The 15,791-nt window shown below is 70.2% G+C and carries 12 protein-coding genes; 2 read left to right on the top strand and 10 right to left on the bottom strand.

The annotated features are described in order from the left end of the window. Window positions 1-24: 24 nt before the first annotated feature. Together JTN19_RS09475 and JTN19_RS09470 are read left to right on the top strand one after the other, a co-directional pair. Window positions 25-2,106 (top strand): HAMP domain-containing methyl-accepting chemotaxis protein, encoded by a 2,082-nt coding sequence (locus JTN19_RS09475; RefSeq protein ID WP_206931751.1) that lies wholly within the window; start codon window positions 25-27, stop codon window positions 2,104-2,106. 389 nt (window positions 2,107-2,495) lie between these two features. Further along, complete coding sequence (locus JTN19_RS09470; protein ID WP_206931750.1) at window positions 2,496-4,043, top strand: ABC transporter substrate-binding protein; 1,548 nt, start codon at window positions 2,496-2,498, stop codon at window positions 4,041-4,043. A 12-nt stretch (window positions 4,044-4,055) separates the two neighbouring features. Here the strand turns inward: JTN19_RS09470 and JTN19_RS09465 are convergent, their stop codons facing one another. The 10 genes from JTN19_RS09465 to JTN19_RS09420 all read right to left on the bottom strand — a co-directional run bounded on the left by JTN19_RS09465 (window position 4,056) and on the right by JTN19_RS09420 (window position 15,791). After that, the gene (locus tag JTN19_RS09465) at window positions 4,056-4,526 is read right to left on the bottom strand and encodes a cupin domain-containing protein (protein WP_191083348.1); all 471 of its coding nucleotides are present in this window, start codon (window positions 4,524-4,526) and stop codon (window positions 4,056-4,058) included. A gap of 124 nt (window positions 4,527-4,650) precedes the next feature. After that, the gene (locus JTN19_RS09460) at window positions 4,651-5,634 is read right to left on the bottom strand and encodes a branched-chain amino acid ABC transporter permease (RefSeq protein WP_206931749.1); all 984 of its coding nucleotides are present in this window, start codon (window positions 5,632-5,634) and stop codon (window positions 4,651-4,653) included. Between the two features lie 3 nt (window positions 5,635-5,637). Continuing rightward, window positions 5,638-6,522, bottom strand: coding sequence for a branched-chain amino acid ABC transporter permease (locus tag JTN19_RS09455; RefSeq protein WP_206931747.1), 885 nt, complete (start codon window positions 6,520-6,522; stop codon window positions 5,638-5,640). Between the two features lie 131 nt (window positions 6,523-6,653). Next, window positions 6,654-7,901, bottom strand: coding sequence for an ABC transporter substrate-binding protein (locus JTN19_RS09450; RefSeq protein ID WP_206931745.1), 1,248 nt, complete (start codon window positions 7,899-7,901; stop codon window positions 6,654-6,656). Window positions 7,902-7,964: 63 nt separating this feature from the next. Beyond that, window positions 7,965-9,209 (bottom strand): ABC transporter substrate-binding protein, encoded by a 1,245-nt coding sequence (locus JTN19_RS09445; RefSeq protein WP_206931743.1) that lies wholly within the window; start codon window positions 9,207-9,209, stop codon window positions 7,965-7,967. A gap of 33 nt (window positions 9,210-9,242) precedes the next feature. Next, the gene (locus JTN19_RS09440) at window positions 9,243-10,484 is read right to left on the bottom strand and encodes an ABC transporter substrate-binding protein (protein WP_206931741.1); all 1,242 of its coding nucleotides are present in this window, start codon (window positions 10,482-10,484) and stop codon (window positions 9,243-9,245) included. Window positions 10,485-10,536: 52 nt separating this feature from the next. After that, the gene (locus JTN19_RS09435; RefSeq protein WP_206931740.1) at window positions 10,537-11,244 is read right to left on the bottom strand and encodes an ABC transporter ATP-binding protein; all 708 of its coding nucleotides are present in this window, start codon (window positions 11,242-11,244) and stop codon (window positions 10,537-10,539) included. Then, the gene (locus JTN19_RS09430) at window positions 11,237-12,022 is read right to left on the bottom strand and encodes an ABC transporter ATP-binding protein (protein WP_340643303.1); all 786 of its coding nucleotides are present in this window, start codon (window positions 12,020-12,022) and stop codon (window positions 11,237-11,239) included. Before JTN19_RS09430 ends, JTN19_RS09435 begins: the two co-directional genes overlap by 8 nt. A 128-nt stretch (window positions 12,023-12,150) precedes the next feature. Beyond that, a complete protein-coding gene (xdhB, locus tag JTN19_RS09425; protein ID WP_242531019.1) occupies window positions 12,151-14,442 on the bottom strand; it encodes a xanthine dehydrogenase molybdopterin binding subunit in 2,292 nt (763 codons plus the stop codon). Then, window positions 14,439-15,791 (bottom strand): xanthine dehydrogenase small subunit, encoded by a 1,353-nt coding sequence (locus JTN19_RS09420; protein ID WP_206931737.1) that lies wholly within the window; start codon window positions 15,789-15,791, stop codon window positions 14,439-14,441. Before JTN19_RS09420 ends, xdhB begins: the two co-directional genes overlap by 4 nt.

The raw sequence follows: 15,791 nt of genomic DNA, 5'->3' as shown, positions 1-15,791 counted from the left end.
CCCACGCCTGGCTCAGAGGGTTGCATGCACATCCGGAAGCTCGTTCCCGCCGTCATGGTCGTGGTGTTCGCCGTGGCCTCGCTCATGGCGGGACGCATGGCCTGGCAGGAATGGGACCACCGCGCGGACGCCATCGAGGCCAGCCGCAAGATCGCCGCCGCGGAAAGCCTGCTGCGCCTCGCGGACGCCATGGGTTTCGAACGTTCCTTCGCCTTCATCCGGAGCAACGTGCCGGTCGCGGCGACGCCCACGCAGATCCAGGAACTGCGCGAGATGGCGGCCGATACCGACCGCACCCTCGCCGCGGCATTGGCCGCCCTGCGCGCGGCCGCCCTGCCGGAATTGGCGCCCCAGCAGCAGGCGCTGGAGAACGCCTCCGCGCGGCTTTCGGCGCTGCGCCCGCCCCTCTATGCCGCGATCGCCCTGCCGCTGGCCGAGCGCCGGACCCCCGAGGCGCTGCGCCCCATTCCCATCTTCGACGCCCTTCTGGAGCAGGTGCAGGAGGCGACGTCCAAGGTCCATGCCCGCCTCACCCAGCAGGCGCCTGAACTCGGCAACCTGCTGCAGGTCGCGCGCGGCACGCGGGAGCTGCGCTCCGCCACCACACGCGGGCTGCTGCCCATCAGCGGCGCCATCCGCAGCGGCCGCCCGCTGAACCCCGGCGAGGTGGAGGCCGTGCTGACGCACAGCGCCGTGCGCGATGCCATCTGGGAGCGGCTGCGCGAGGAGGTGGCCCTGCTGGGCGCCCCGCCCCGCTTGGCCGCGGCGCAGGCAGAGGTTCAGCGGCGGTTCGTGGATGAGGGCCTGGCGCAGGTGCGCGCGCTGTTCGAGGCGGGACGCGCGGGCCAGCCCTATCCCATGAGCCTCGAGGCCTATTCGGCCTTCGGCCCCCCGCTCAGCCGCATGCCCGTGGTGCTGATGGACGCCGCCCTGGCCGAGGCCGACGCGCGCGCCACCGCGCTGCGCGAGGCTTCCACCTTGCGCATCCTCATGCTGGCCAGCTTCGTCCTCATCGTCGCGCTGCTCCTGGCCGGCGCCACCTGGCTGCTGCTGCGCCGGATCGTGGCGCCGCTGGGGCGGCTGACGCCCGCGGTGGGCCTGCTGGCCGAGGGCCGCCACGAGACGCCCATCCCGGCCCATGCCCATGCGGATGAACTGGGCGCGCTGACCGAGGCGCTGGAGGTGCTGCGCCGCAACGCCCTGGCCGCGCAGGAACTGGCGGCGGCCTCGGCGGCCGAGCAGGCCGCGAAGATGGCCCGCGCCGAGCGCAGCGAGGCCCTGATCCGCGACTTCGAGGAGGAGCTGGGCCGCCTCCTCGCGGACCTCTCCAATGCCAGCATTCCCCTGGACGCGGCCGCGGAAATGATCGGGCGCACCTCCGCCTCCGCGCAATCCCATGCCGAGACGATGGCGGCCGCGGCCGGCACGGCCTCGCAGAACGTGCAGGCGGTCGCGGCCTCGACCGAGGAGCTGGCGGCGAGCGTCTCCGAGGTGGCGCGCCGCGTGACCGAGAGCGCGGACCTCGCGGCCCGCGCGGAACAGGAGGCGCGCACCACCAACACCGTGGTCGAGGGCCTGGTGAAGGTGACCGAACGCATCAACGACGTGAGCGGCCTGATCGCCTCCATCGCCGGCCAGACCAACCTCCTGGCGCTGAATGCCACGATCGAGGCGGCGCGCGCGGGCGAGGCCGGCAAGGGCTTCGCCGTGGTGGCGAGCGAGGTGAAGAACCTGGCCGCCCAGACCGGCCGCGCCACCGAGGAGATCGCGACGCAGATCCAGGCCATGAAGGCGGAGACGGGAGAGGCCGTGGCCGCGATCCGCAGCATCGGCAACTCCATCGAGGCGCTCAGCCTGCTGGCCACCCAGGTGGCCGGCGTGGCCGAGGAACAGGCCAGCGCCACGAAGGAGATCGGCCGGGCGGTGGCGCAGGCGGCGGCCGGCACCACCGAGGTGGCCGAGCAGACGGGCGAGTTGCTGACCGGCGCACGGGCCGCGGCCTCGGCCGGATCGGAACTGCGCGCCGTCTCCGACCAGCTCACCACCCCGGCCGGCACGCTGCGCGTGCGCGTGGACCGCTTCCTGGAGGCCCTGCGCGCGGCGTGAGCGTCAGCGCCACGTGCCGGAGCGAGATGGGCCGCCGTCATCGGCGAATGGCCGGCGAGGCGGTGTCGAATTGGCTCTCCACGAAATTCGTGATGGTGCTCGCAAGCCCTATGCCACGCGTCACGACCCGTCGAAGGCCGTGATGTCGCGCGACGCCTCCTCCCGCGGGCGATAGAGGCGGCGCGGCACCCCGCGAGGGGGCGCGTCACCTGGGCGCGCTCCGCTTCCCCCGCATCACCGCATTCCGCTGCAATGTCGGTTTCATGTTGCATCGCCGCATCGGCACCACTTTAGGCTTGTCCCAGCCCCATCAAAGGGGGCACCGGGAAGGGCGACAGTCACTCCACCCAGCACCGTCGCGCCGCATGGCGCGCCGATGAGGAGCTGACATGAAGAGACGCCTTGCTTCGCTCTGCGCCGGCCTTGCGGCCATTTCCTTCGTGATCGCCGCTCCGGCCGCCGCCCAGCGGGAGACGGTGCTGCGCGTGGCGATGACGGCGGGCGACATCCCGTTGACCGCGGGCATTCCTGACCAGGGCTTCGAGGGCTGGCGCTTCGTCGGCTACAACCTCTACGACTCGCTGACGCTGTGGGATCTGTCACGCAGCGACGTGGTGGCGGACATCCGCCCTGGGCTCGCCACCGAATGGCGCATAGACCCCGAGAACAACCGCCGCTGGCTGTTCACCATCCGCCGCGACGTGCGCTTCCATGACGGATCGCCGCTGACGGCCGCCGACATCGTGTGGAACTTCGACCGCTTCACCAAGGAGAGCGCGCCGCAGTTCAACGCGCGGCAATTCGCCTTCGCCCGCGCCTATCTCGGCAATTTCGAAAGCGCGGAAGTGGTGGACGAATACACCGTGGCGCTGACCACGCGGCAGCCGGACAGCCTCTTCCCCTACAATGTCAGCTTCCTGATGATGGTGAGCCCGCGCCGCTCGGCCGAGGTGAACCACGATGCCGACGCCTTCGCGCGCAACCCCTCCGGCACGGGCCCCTATCGCTTCGGCCGCATGGTGCCGGGTGAGCGGCTGGAGCTGGTGCGCAACCCCGACTACTGGGACCAGGCGCGCGTGCCCCGGCATGACCGGCTGGTGCTGCTGCCCATGCCCGAGGCCTCCACCCGCACGGCCGCCCTCCTCTCGGGCCAGGTGGACTGGATCGAGGCGCCGGCGCCCGACGCCATCCCACGCCTGCGCTCCTCGCGCATGCAGGTCATCGCCGGCCACGACCCCGCGGACCCCGCCAGCGCCACGCTTCCGGTGCCGGACTTCCTGTCGGGGCTGGAGGACGGCGTGGCGGGGCTGCGGATCGGCCGGCCGCGCCACTTTTACCTGGAGGCCGAGGGCGTGACACCCGAGACCATCGCCGCGCTGGACCGCCTGGCCGACGCCCTGGCCGATGCGGGCGCCATCGTCGAGGACGTGATCCTGCCGGACTACGCGCTGTTCAACGCCTGCGGCCGCGTCATCCTGCTGTCCGAGGCCTTTGCCATCCATGAACAGGATCTGCGCGCGCGCCCACAGGAATACGGCGAGATCTTCTTCATGCGGCTGGCCGTGGGGGCCGCGCTCAGCGCCGCCGACTACATGCAGGCGCAAAGGCTGCGGCGCGAGCTGTCGGAAGCCGTCAACCGCGTGGCCCTCCGCCAGCACGACCTGTTGCTGACCGCCTGCGCGCTGACGCCGGCACCGCCCTTCTCCGCCTTCCCGCCGGACATGCCCGGGCCCGCGCAGATCCAGACCATGCCCTTCAACGTGACGGGCAACCCGGCGCTCTCCATGCCGGCCGGGCTGTCGCCGGAGGGGCTGCCGCTTTCCGCCCAGCTGGTCGGGCGGCCCTTCGAGGATGCGCTGGTGCTGCGCGCGGGCCGGGCCGTGGAGAAGATCGTGCAGGGCTGGGGCGCGCCGGCCCGCGCGCCCGGATTCACCTGAGGCGCACGCCGCTCAGCGCGGCAGACCCTGCTCCACGATGGTGATGGTGGGCGCGCCGGGCGGCAGCTTGAAGGTGTCCATCAGCACCGCGTCCTCGGTGCCGAGATTGGCCGCCGTCATCGGCGTGTTCGCCGGCATGTAGTAGCAGCTGCCCGCGGGCCAGACCGTGTCCGGGTGGCCTTCCACAAAATCCGTGATGGTGCCCGACAGCACGCAGGTGTGCCCGCCATGCTCGTGCACATGGATGGGCGCCCGCGTGCCCGCGCGCCGGATACCGCGCGTGACGACCAGCCGCTGCCCGTCCGAGGCCGTGACGTCCAGCAGCACCACCACCTCTTCCAGCGGGCGATAGACGCCGCGCGGCGCGACGCCGTTGATGGTGGTGAGCTCGGTGTGCCCCGCATGGCCCGCGTGCTGGGCGGGCAGGGCGGTGGGGATGGCGAGGGCCGCGCAGAGGGCGACGGCGAAGAGGCGGGTGGGCATGGGGTTCCTCATCTCCGACCCGCCTGAAGTGGCGGGCCGGCGCGCAATGTGTCGTGTTTTCGGGAAGGGCGGCAACAGCCGGCGGGTGGCACCGCCCGCACGGGGCGGCGCCTTGAGGCGCGGCCTACAGCCGCACCTTCAGCCAGTTGCCGATCTCGCCCACGATGCCGCGCCGGAAGGCCAGCACGCAGAGCACGAAGATCACGCCCTGGATCACCGTCACCCAGGCGCCGAACTCGGCCAGGTAGTTCTGCATGGTGATGATGACGACGGCCCCCATCACCGGGCCGAAGATGGTGCCAAGACCACCGACCAGCGACATCAGCACCACCTCGCCCGACATGGTCCAGAACACGTCGGTCAGGGTCGCGATGCCGAAGACGATGGACTTGGTGCCACCCGCCACGCCCGACAGCGCGGCGGACAGAACGAAGGCCATCAGCTTGTAGTCGTCGGTGCGGTAGCCGAGCGAGGTGGCGCGCGGCTCGTTCTCGCGGATGGATTTCAGCACCATGCCGAAGGGCGAGTGGACGATGCGGTGCACCAGCAGGAAGCCGATGAGGAAGACGCCCGCCGTCAGCCAGTACATCGTCATGTCGGAGTTCAGGTTGAACACCCCGAACAGCACCCCGCGCGGGATGGACTGGATGCCGTCCTCGCCGCCCGTGAAGGGCGCCTGGAGGCAGAAGAAGTAGACCATCTGCGCGAAGGCCAGGGTGATCATGGCGAAGTAGATGCCCTGGCGCCGGATGGCGATGGCGCCGATGACCAGGCCCAGGATGGCCCCCGTGGCCCCGCCGATCAGGATGGCGATCTCGGGCGGCAGGCCCCATTCCTTGGCCGCGTGGCCCGCCAGGTAGCCGCCCATGCCAAAATAGGCCGCATGCCCGAAGCTGAGCAGCCCCACATAGCCGATCAGCAGGTTGAAGGCGCAGGCGAAGAGGGCGAAGCACAGCACCTTCATGAGGAAGACGGGGTAGAAGTAGAAGGGGCTGACCACCACCAGCACCACCATCAGCACGAAGGCGATGAGCTGGGTGCGGGTGAAGCCGAGGAACACCTGTTCCTCGTGCTTGAAATCCCCTCCGGAGAAACCGGGACCGGCCATGGCTCAGGCCCTCCCGAACAGGCCGGCGGGCCGCAGCAGCAGCACGATGGCCATGACGACGAAGATCACGGTTGCGGATGCCTCCGGATAGAAGACCCTGGTGAAGCCCTCGATGACGCCGAGCGCGAAGCCCGTGACGACGGAGCCGAGGATGGAACCCATGCCGCCGATGACGACCACGGCGAAGACGATGATGATGAGGTTGGCGCCCATCTGCGGGTTCACCGAGTAGATCGGCGCCGCCAGCACCCCCGCGAAGGCCGCCAGCGCCACGCCCGCGCCATAGGTCAGCGTCATCATCCGCGGCACGTTGATGCCGAAGGCCTGCACCAGCGCCGGGTTTTCCGTCGCCGCGCGCAGGTAGGAGCCGAGCTTGGTCTTCTCGATGACCAGCCAGGTGGCGAGGCACATGACGATGGCCACGATGACCACCCAGCCGCGATAGACCGGCATGAACATGAAGCCGAGATCCCACGCGCCCTGCAGTTCCGGCGGGATGCGGTAGGGCATGCCGGAGCTGCCATACTGGTTGCGGAACAGCCCCTCGATGATGAGGCCCACGCCGAAGGTCAGCAGCAGCCCGTACAGGTGATCGAGCTTGTACAATCGACTGATCATTGTCTTTTCAATGACCACGCCGGTGAAGCCCACGATCAATGGCGCCAGCAGCAAGGCCCACCAGTAGCCGATGCCGAAATAGTGCAGCAGCATCCAGGCCACGAAGGCGCCCATCATGAATTGCGCGCCGTGGGTGAAGTTGATCACGTTCAGCATGCCGAAGATGACGGCGAGGCCGAGCGACAGCAGGGCGTAGAAGGCCCCGTTGATCAGCCCCAGCAGAAGCTGGCCGAACAGCAATGGCGCGGGTATGCCGAAGATCTCGTCCATCGGAATCAGTCATCCCTGGCAAGGGTTCGGCCGCCCCACCACGCCCGACGCGAACGTGCCGGGCAGGGCGGGGCGGCCGTGCCCCGGTGAAGTCACACGCGCCCCCGGGCCGCGTGGCCCGGGGGTATTCCTCAGCTGCGGACCAGGGCGCAGTTGCCCTCGCCCAGCGGGCGGAAGGCCTCGGCGGCCGGCGTGGTCTGCAGCAGCTTGTAGTAGTCCCAGGCGCCGCGGCTTTCGGCCGGCGTCTTCACCTCGAAGAGGTAGACGGGCTGGATGCGGCGGCCATCGGGGCGGATCGTGCCCTCGCCCATCGCGTCGTCATTGGTGGGCTGGGCCTTCATGCGGTTGACCGTCTCGACGCCGCTGGCGCGCGCCGCCGGCACGCCCATCTCCGCCACCGTCTTGAGGTAGTGCATGATGGCCGAGTAGCAGCCCGCCTGGCCCATGCCCGGGCGCAGCCCGCCCGGCATGGAGGGCAGCACGCGCTGGGTGAAGGCGCGGGTGCGGTCGTTCAGGTCCCAGTAGAAGCTCTCGGTGCAGACGAGGCCCTGCGCCGTCTCCAGCCCCAGGCTGTGCACGTCGCTGATGAACATCAGCAGCGCGGCGAGCTTCGTGCCACGGCGCGTCACGCCGAACTCGGCGGCCTGCTTGATGGAGTTGATGGTGTCGCCGCCGGCATTCGCCAGCCCGATCACCTTGGCGCGCGACGACTGCGCCTGCACGAGGAAGGAGCTGAAATCCGTCGTGCCCGGGAAGGGCGTGCGGACCTGGCCCAACACCCGGCCGCCGGCCGCGCGCACGAAGCCCGAGGTGTCGCGCTCCAGCGCATGGCCGAAGGCGTAGTCGGCGGTGATGAAGAACCAGGTGTCGCCGCCCGCCCGCACCATGGCCCCACCCGTGCTCTTGGCGAGCATGTAGGTGTCATAGGTCCAGTGGATGGTGTTGGGGCTGCACTGCGCACCCGTCAGGTCGGAGGTGGCTGCGGACGAGTTCAGGAAGATCTTGTTCCGCTCGCGCACGATGGTGTTGACGGCGAGTGCGACGGAGCTGGTCGGCACGTCCAGGATCACGTCCACATTGTCGCGGTCAATCCATTGCCGCGTGATGGTGGAGCCGACATCGGGGCGGTTCTGGTGGTCGCCCACCACCACCTCGACATTCACGCCGCGGGCGGTGACGCCCGAATCCTGGATGGCCTGGCGCACGCAGGCGACGGAGCCGGGCCCGTTCACGTCACGATACAGGCCGGACTGGTCGTTGAGGACGCCGATGCGGACCGTGTTCGCGGCCTGCGCCCGCGCCACATGGGCGGGCAGGGCGCCGAAGGCGGCGGTGGCGGCCGCGCCACCCAGCAGTGCGCGGCGATTGAGGTGTGCCATCTTTTCGTTTCTCCCGGGGGGTAAGGAGGGGCAGGGGTTGCCCCCGCCCCGTCACGCGTCAGGTCAGCTGCGGGCGATGGCGCAGTTGCCGTCCGCCATGGGGCGGAAGGCCCGGTCGGCGGGCACGGTCTGCAGCAACTTGTAGTAGTCCCAGGCGCCGCGGCTCTCCTCCGGCGTCTTCACCTGGAACAGGTAGGCGGGGTGCAGCTTGCGGCCATCGGCGCGGATGCTGCCCTCGCCGAAGGCATCGTCGCTGGTCGGCATGGCCTTCATGCGGTTCACCGCCTCGACGCCATTCGCCTTGGCCGCGGCCACGCCCATGTCGCCCACCGCCTTGAGGTAGTGCAGCACGGAGGAGTAGCAGCCCGCCTGCACCATCGAGGGGCGGGTGTCGTTGGGCATCGGGCCCAGGCGCTGGGTGAAGGCGCGGGTCTTGTCGTTCAGGTCCCAGTAGAAGGTCTCGGTCAGCACCAGGCCCTGCGCCGTCTGCAGGCCCAGGGAATGCACGTCGGTCGCGAAGACGAGCAGCCCCGCCAGCCGCACGCCGCGCCGCGTGATGCCGAATTCGGCGGCCTGCTTGATGGAGTTGATGGTGTCGCCGCCGGCATTGGCCAGCCCGATCACCTGCGCGCGGGAGGCCTGGGCCTGCAGCAGGAAGCTGCTGAAATCCGTCGTGCCCGGGAAGGGCGTGCGGACGCTGCCGACGATGCGGCCGCCGGCCTGGCGGACGAAGGCGCCGGTGTCACGCTCCAGCGCATGACCGAAGGCGTAGTCGGCCGTGATGAAGAACCAGGTCTGCCCGCCGGCGGCCACCATCGCGCCGCCGGTCGAGTTGGCCAGCATCCAGGTGTCATAGGTCCAGTGGACGGTGTTGGGGCTGCACTGCGCGCCCGTCAGGTCGGACGTCGCGGCACCCGAGTTCAGGAACACCTTGTTCCGCTCGCGCACGATGGTGTTGACGGCCAGCGCCACCGAGCTGGTGGGCACGTCCACGATCACGTCCACATTGTCGCGGTCAATCCATTGCCGCACCACGGTGGAGCCGACATCCGGGCGGTTCTGGTGGTCCGCCTGGATGACCTCGACATTCACGCCGCGCTGCGTGATGCCGCTCTCCTGCACCGCGAGGCGCACGGCCTGGGTGGAGCCGGGGCCCGAGAGGTCTCGGTAGAGGCCCGACTGGTCGTTCATCACGCCGATGCGGATGGTGTTGGCCGCCTGGGCGCGGGCCGAGCGATAGGGCAGCGCGCCCCACACGGGCGCCGTCGCGGCGGCGCCCAGCAGGGTGCGGCGGGAAGTGGTGGTCATGGGGGGTCCTTCCTCCTGGTGCGCGTTGCCGCCTTAGCTGCGGATGAAGCCGCAACCACCCTCGGCCAGGGGCCGCCAGGGCTCCTCGGCGTCGGTGGACTGCAGCAGCTTGTAGTAGTCGTGCCGGCCGCGGCTTTCGGCCGGGGTCTTCACCTCGAACAGGTAGGCGCGGTTCAGCTTGCGGCCATCCTCGCGGATGCGGCCCTCGCCGAAGGCCAGGTCATTGGTCGGCATGGCCTTCATGCGCGCCACGGTGTCGCGCCCGCTGGCCTTGGCGGCGGCGACACCCAGGTCGGCCACGGCCTTCAGGTAGTGCAGGTTGGCTGCGTAGTCGCCCGCATGGCTCATGGCCACCGGCATGTCGCCGCCGGCCAGCGCCAGGATGCGGCGCGACACGTCGCGCGTGCCGTCGTTCAGGTCCCAGTAGAAGGTGTTGGCGCAGACGAGGCCCTGCGCGACCTCCAGCCCCAGCGCGTGCACGTCGGTGATGAACAGCAGCAGCGAGGCGATCTTGGTGCCGCGCCGCGTGATGCCGAATTCCGCCGCCTGCTTGATGGAGTTGATGGTGTCAACGCCCGCATTGGCCAGCCCAATCACCTTCGCGCGGCTGGCCTGGGCCTGCAGCAGGAAGGAGCTGAAGTCGGTCGTGCCGGGGAAGGGCGTGCGGACGCTGCCCAGCACGCGGCCGCCGGCGGCGCGCACGAAGCCCGTGGTGTCGCGCTCCAGCGCATGGCCGAAGGCGTAGTCCGCGGTCAGGAAGAACCAGGTGTCGCCGCCGGCGCGCACCATGGCCGCACCCGCCACCTTGGACAGCATGTAGGTGTCATAGACCCAGTGGATGGTGTTGGGGCTGCACGCCCGGCCCGTCAGGTCCGAGGTGGCGGTGGAGGTGGCGATGGCCACCTTGTTGCGCTCACGCGCGAGGTCCGCCACGGCCAGCGCGACCGAGGAGGCGGCCAGGCTGGTCACCACGTCCACATTGTCGCGGTCGAACCATTGGCGGGCGGTGGCCGTGGCGACATCGGGGCGGTTCTGGTGGTCGGCCACCACCATTTCCACGTTGAAGCCGCGTGCCGCGAATTCCTGGATGGCAAGCCGCGTGGCGGCGACCGTGTTCGGCCCGTTCAGGTCGCGGAAGGTGCCCGACATGTCGGTCAGCACGCCGATGCGGACGGTGTTGGCCGCCTGCGCGCGGGCGCGCGACATGGGCAGCGCACCCCAGGCCGGCGCGGTGGCGGCGGCCCCGAGTAAGGTGCGGCGGGTGGTGGTGGTCATTTCCTTGGGTTTCCTTCCTTGGGGTTTCCGGTCCGGCCGCTTCTTGTCGGTCTCAGACGCCCAGATATTCGTGGAGGCGGTCCATGGAGGCGTTCAGCTCCGCATTGCTGACCATGTCCACGACCCGCCCGTGTTCCATGACGTAGTGGCGGTCCGCCACCGTCTGCGCGAAGCGGAAATTCTGTTCCACCAGCAGCACCGTGAAGCCGCGGCTCTTCAGCTCGCGGATGGTGCGGCCGATCTGCTGCACGATCACGGGGGCCAACCCCTCGGAAGGCTCGTCCAGCAGCAGCAGCTTGGCCCCGGTGCGCAGGATGCGGCCGATGGCCAGCATCTGCTGCTCGCCGCCCGAGAGCTTGGTGCCCGGGCTGTTGCGGCGCTCCTGCAAGTTCGGGAACAGCTCATAGATGGTGGGGACGGGAAGCCCGCCCGGCAGCACCTCGGGCGGCAGCATCAGGTTCTCGTAGACCGAGAGCGAGGCGAAGATGCCGCGTTCCTCCGGCACATAGCCGATGCCCGCGCGCGCGATGATGTCCGACCGCGCGCCGATCAGCTCCCGCCCCTCATACTTCACCGAGCCGGCGCGCCGCCCCACCAGCCCCATGATGGAGCGCAGGGTGGAGGTCTTGCCCGCGCCGTTGCGGCCGAGCAGCGTCACCACCTCGCCGGCATGGATGTGGATGTCCACGCCATGCAGCACGTGGCTCTCGCCATACCAGGCCTCGAGGCCCTTCACCTGGAGCAGCGGGGCGTCAGCCATGGTGCGCGCCCTCCGGAACGCCGACGGAGGAGGGGTCGGTGCCGAGATAGGCCGCCTGCACCTCCGGGTTGCGGCTGACGGCGGCGTAGTCGCCCTCGGCCAGGATCTGTCCGCGGGCCAGCACCGTGATGCGGTCGCAGAGGCCCTCCACGACCTTGAGGTTGTGCTCCACCAGCAGCACCGTGCGGCCCGCCGAGACGCGCTTCACCAGGGTGACGATGCGGTCCACATCCTCATGCGTCATGCCGGCGGTGGGTTCGTCCAGCAGCATCATCGCGGGGTCCATCGCGAGCGTGGTGGCGATCTCCAGCGCGCGCTTGCGGCCATAGGGCAACTGACCCGCGCGCAGGTCCGCGTATTCGGTCAGCCCCACATCGGCCAGCAATTCATGCGCGCGGTCGTCATATTGCCGCAGCACCTTCTCCGAGCGCCAGAAGTCGAAGCTGGCGCCGCGCTGGCGCTGCAACGCCATGCGGACATTCTCCAGCACGGTCAGGTTCGCGAAGACCGCCGAGATCTGGAAGGAGCGCACGAGGCCGAGGCGGGCCACCTCCGCGGGCTTCATCCGCGTGATGTCGCGCCCGTCATAGGTGATGCTCCCGCGCGTCGGGATCAGGAATTTCGTGAGCAGGTTGAAGCAGGTCGTCTTGCCCGCGCCATTGGGCCCGATCAGCCCATGGATGGTGCCCCGCCGCACATTGATGTTGACGTCCTGGACGGCCAGAAAGCCGCGGAATTCCTTCGTCAGATTCTCTGTCTGAAGGATGATGTCGCTCACCCGGATCCGTCCCCCACGCCATTGTTGAATCCGGGGTTTGCCCCGGCGGCTTGTGTCCCTGCCGGGTTGCTTATTCCGCAGCCCAGCCATGCCTGTATGGCCAAGCCCGCAGCGACATGCAAGCGCCTTTACGGCCCCGATTTTATTGCCTTTAAATTGAGCAGAAGCCGCTCCGGGGTGGCCGGCAAATCGAGGTGGACCAGCCCCGCCGCGTCCCGCAGCGCGTTGACCACGGCGGTGGCCAGCAGCAGGGGCGGCTCGCCCACGGCCTTGGAGCGGAACAGCGTCCGCGCCCGCCCGGCCGAGCCCGCCAGCAGCCGCGTGTGCAGCACCGGCGGCACGTCGCGCGAGCCGGGAATCTTGTAGGTGGAGGGCCCCAGCGTGCGCTGCCGCCCTTGCCCGTCCCACCACAATTCCTCGGTGGTCAGCCAGCCCATGCCCTGCACGAAGGCGCCTTCGATCTGGCCGAGGTCAATGGCCGGGTTCAGGCTGCGCCCGCAATCCTGCACGAGATGCGCGGAGAGGCAGCGATGCTCCCCCGTCAGCGTGTCCAGCAGCACCTCGGCCACGGCGGCGCCATAGGTGAAATAATGGAAGGGTTCGCCCTTCAGCGCCGTGGCATCCCAGTGGATGTCGGGCGTCTTGTAGAAGCCGGTGGCGGAAAGGCTGACGCGCGCCTTCCAGCACAGCTTCGCCAACTCGCCGAAGGTCAGGCGCTTGTTGCTGCCGGCGCCGCCCGGGAAGATCTGGCCATCCTCGAAGACGACCTCCTCCACCGGGCAGCCGAAATGCTGCGCGGCCACCTCCGCCATGCGTTCGCGCAGCGTGGTCGCGGCGGCATGCGCGGCCCAGCCATTCAAATCGCTGCCCGTGCTGGCGGCGGTGGCGCTGGTGTTGGGGATTTCGGCGGTGGAGGTCGCGCTGAGGCCCACGCTCTCCACCGGCACGGAGAACACCTCCGCCACCACCTGCGCCACCTTGATGAAGAGGCCCTGGCCCATCTCCGTCCCGCCATGGGCGAGGCGGATGGAGCCATCGGTGTAGACATGCACCAAGGCACCCGCCTGGTTCAGATGAACAATGCCGAAGCTGATGCCGAAGGCGCAGACGAAGGAACCAAGCCCGCGCCGCAGCGTGGGGTGGGCGGCGTTGAAGGCGGCGATCTCGGCGCGCTTCGCTTCCCAGCCGGCATCCTGCTTCGCCTCGGCCAGGACGCGGCGCGTCAGGCTCGGGTCCAGTTCCTGGCCATAGGGGGTGCGGCTGGCGAAGTTGGCCTCGCGCACCTGGTCCACATCCCGGCCCAGATGCGCGGCGACCGCGTGCAGCACCTCCTCCATCAGCAGCGCGCCCTGCGGGCCGCCGAAGCCGCGAAAGGCGGTGTTGCTGACATGGTTGGTCTTGACCGCGCAGGCCGTGATGCGGTGCGCCGGCACGCCATAGCAGTTCAGCGCATGGGTCAGCGCGCGGAACACCACCCCGCCCGACATGTCCACCGAATGCCCGCCATCCCCCGCCAGCAGCGCGTCCAGCCCAAGCAGCCGTCCCGCATCGTCGAAGCCCACCTTCCAGCGATAGAGGAAGGGGTGGCGCTTGCCCGTGGCCGCCATATCGGCGCGGCGGGGCAGGCGCAGCTTCACGGGGCGGCCCGTCAGCCGCGCGGCCAGGGCGGCGGCGGCGGCGATCCAGCTCGCATTGCTCTCCTTGCCGCCGAAGGCCCCGCCCATGCGGCGGCATTGCACCGTGACACGGTGGTAAGGCACGCCCAGCACGCGGGCCACGATGTGCTGCACCTCGGTCGGGTGCTGGGTGGAGGAATGCACCAGCATCTCCTCCTCCTCGCCCGGGATGGCGAGCGCGATCTGCCCTTCCAGGTAGAAATGCTCCTGCCCGCCCGCGCGGAACTCGCCCGAGAGGCGGTGCGGCGCGGCCTCCAGCGCGGCCGCCGCATCGCCCGCCACCATGGTCTGCGGCTTGATGATCCAGGCCTCGCGCGCCAGACCTTCCTCGATGCTCAGCACCGGGGGCAGCGGCGTGATCGCGGCGGTGACGGCGGCAGCGGCACGCAAGGCCTCGTCGCGGGTCTGGGCCACCACGATGGCCAGCGCTTGGCCGTGATGTTCAACCATTTGCTCGGCCAGCATCACCTCGCCGGTCGCGATGGGGGCGATGTCGTTCTCGCCCGGAATGTCCTGGGGCGTGATGATCCGCACCACGCCCGGCATGGCGCCGGCGGCTTGGGTGTCCAGCGCGTCCAGCCTCCCATGCGCCAGCGGAGAGAGAACCAGTGCCGCGTGCAGCAGGCCCGCGGGCTCCGGCATGTCGTCCAGGAAGCGCGCCTCGCCCGTCGCGTGCTTCAGCGCGCTGTCATGGCGCAGGGCCTGGCCGGCATGCTTCAGGCGGAAGCTGCTGCCATCCATCATGCGAAGATCTCCGCGGGCAGCCCGGCATGGCGGAGCGCCAGGCGCCGCAGCAGGCCCCGCGCGGCCTCCATCCGGAACTCGGCGCTGCCGCGCCAGTCGGCCATGGGCGCGAAGTCCAGCGCCTGGCCCGCGCCGGCCAGGGCGCCATCATCCAGGGGCCGACCGCGCAAGGCGGCCTCGGCCGGGGCGCAGCGGCGGGCCGTCGCGTCCATGCCGCCGAAGGCCAGCCGCGCCTCGCGCACCACACCGTCCTCGAAGGTGATGAGCGCGGCCAGGGACACGGCGCTGATGTCCTGGTCATGCCGGCGCGAGAGTTTTTCCGCCGCCAGGAAGGCGCCCTCCGGCGGGCGGGGCAGGTGGATGGCGACGATCAGCTCCTCCGGCACCAGGGCGTTGCGGCGATAGCCCGTCAGGAACTCCCCCACCGGGATGTGCCGCACGCCGCGCAGCTGCGCCACCTCCACCACCGCGCCCAAGGCCAGCAGCACCGGCAGCGCATCCCCGATGGGCGAGGCCGTGCCGAGATTGCCCGCCACCGTCCCCAGCCCCCGGATCTGCCGCGAGCCCAGCCGCGCCAGATAGGGCACCAGCGGCGCCCAGGCGGCGTCCGCGCGGCAGGCGCGCAGCCATTCGGCATAGCTGGCGGCGGCGCCGATCCTGAGGCCGGTGGGGCGCACCTCCACCCCCCGCATCTCGGCCACGTTCAGCAGGCAGAGCACCTGCGCCGGGTGTTCCCGGTGTTCCGAGAAGCGCAGGCCGAGATCGGTGCCGCCCATCAGCACCAGGGCCTCGGGCCGCACGGCGCGCAGCGCCAGCGCCTCGTCCAGCGAGGCCGGCAGATGGAAGCCGCCGAACTTGGCGCTGTCCGGGACCATGGGGGCGGGCGGCGCCGCGCCGTCATCCTGCATGCGGGCCATGGCGTCCAGGATGGGGCGATAGCCCGTGCAGCGGCAGAGATTGCCCGCCAGCGCCTCATGCGGGTCCCCGCCCTCGCGCGTATGGGCCCAGGCGGACATGACGATGCCGGGCGTGCAGAAGCCGCATTGGGTGGCATCGGCTTCGGCCAGGGCGCGGGGGACGGTGTGCTGCGGCCCCAGCCCCTCCACGGTGCGGATCGCGCGGCCATGCAGCTGGCCCAGCACGCAGAGGCAGGCATTCACGGGCGTGCGGGCGCCATCGGCGCCCTCCAGCACCACGGTGCAGGCGCCGCAATCGCCCTCGGCGCAGCCTTCCTTGGCGCCGGTCAGCCCCTCGGCGCGCAGCCAGTCCAGCAGGGTGGTGGTGGGGCTCTGGTGCGGGGGCAGGGTGCGGGGGGCCCCATTCAGCACCAGGCGAATCTGGTCATTCAT

The organism is Roseococcus thiosulfatophilus, from assembly GCF_017311575.1.
Classification (GTDB): Bacteria; Pseudomonadota; Alphaproteobacteria; order Acetobacterales; family Acetobacteraceae; genus Roseococcus; species Roseococcus thiosulfatophilus.
Note: the sequence above shows the minus strand (reverse complement) of the source record. Positions and strands in the feature narration are given on the sequence as shown.

What these genes read in the sequence shown, in the direction of transcription:
- JTN19_RS09470 (WP_206931750.1), top strand. Translation starts at nt 2,496, where the DNA reads ATGAAGAGACGCCTTGCTTCGCTCTGCGCCGGCCTTGCGGCCATTTCC.
- JTN19_RS09460 (WP_206931749.1), bottom strand. Translation starts at nt 5,634, where the DNA reads ATGGCCGGTCCCGGTTTCTCCGGAGGGGATTTCAAGCACGAGGAACAG.
- JTN19_RS09475 (WP_206931751.1), top strand. Translation starts at nt 25, where the DNA reads ATGCACATCCGGAAGCTCGTTCCCGCCGTCATGGTCGTGGTGTTCGCC.
- JTN19_RS09455 (WP_206931747.1), bottom strand. Translation starts at nt 6,522, where the DNA reads ATGGACGAGATCTTCGGCATACCCGCGCCATTGCTGTTCGGCCAGCTT.
- JTN19_RS09435 (WP_206931740.1), bottom strand. Translation starts at nt 11,244, where the DNA reads ATGGCTGACGCCCCGCTGCTCCAGGTGAAGGGCCTCGAGGCCTGGTAT.
- xdhB (WP_242531019.1), bottom strand. Translation starts at nt 14,442, where the DNA reads ATGATGGATGGCAGCAGCTTCCGCCTGAAGCATGCCGGCCAGGCCCTG.
- JTN19_RS09420 (WP_206931737.1), bottom strand. Translation starts at nt 15,791, where the DNA reads ATGAATGACCAGATTCGCCTGGTGCTGAATGGGGCCCCCCGCACCCTG.
- JTN19_RS09445 (WP_206931743.1), bottom strand. Translation starts at nt 9,209, where the DNA reads ATGACCACCACTTCCCGCCGCACCCTGCTGGGCGCCGCCGCGACGGCG.
- JTN19_RS09450 (WP_206931745.1), bottom strand. Translation starts at nt 7,901, where the DNA reads ATGGCACACCTCAATCGCCGCGCACTGCTGGGTGGCGCGGCCGCCACC.
- JTN19_RS09465 (WP_191083348.1), bottom strand. Translation starts at nt 4,526, where the DNA reads ATGCCCACCCGCCTCTTCGCCGTCGCCCTCTGCGCGGCCCTCGCCATC.
- JTN19_RS09440 (WP_206931741.1), bottom strand. Translation starts at nt 10,484, where the DNA reads ATGACCACCACCACCCGCCGCACCTTACTCGGGGCCGCCGCCACCGCG.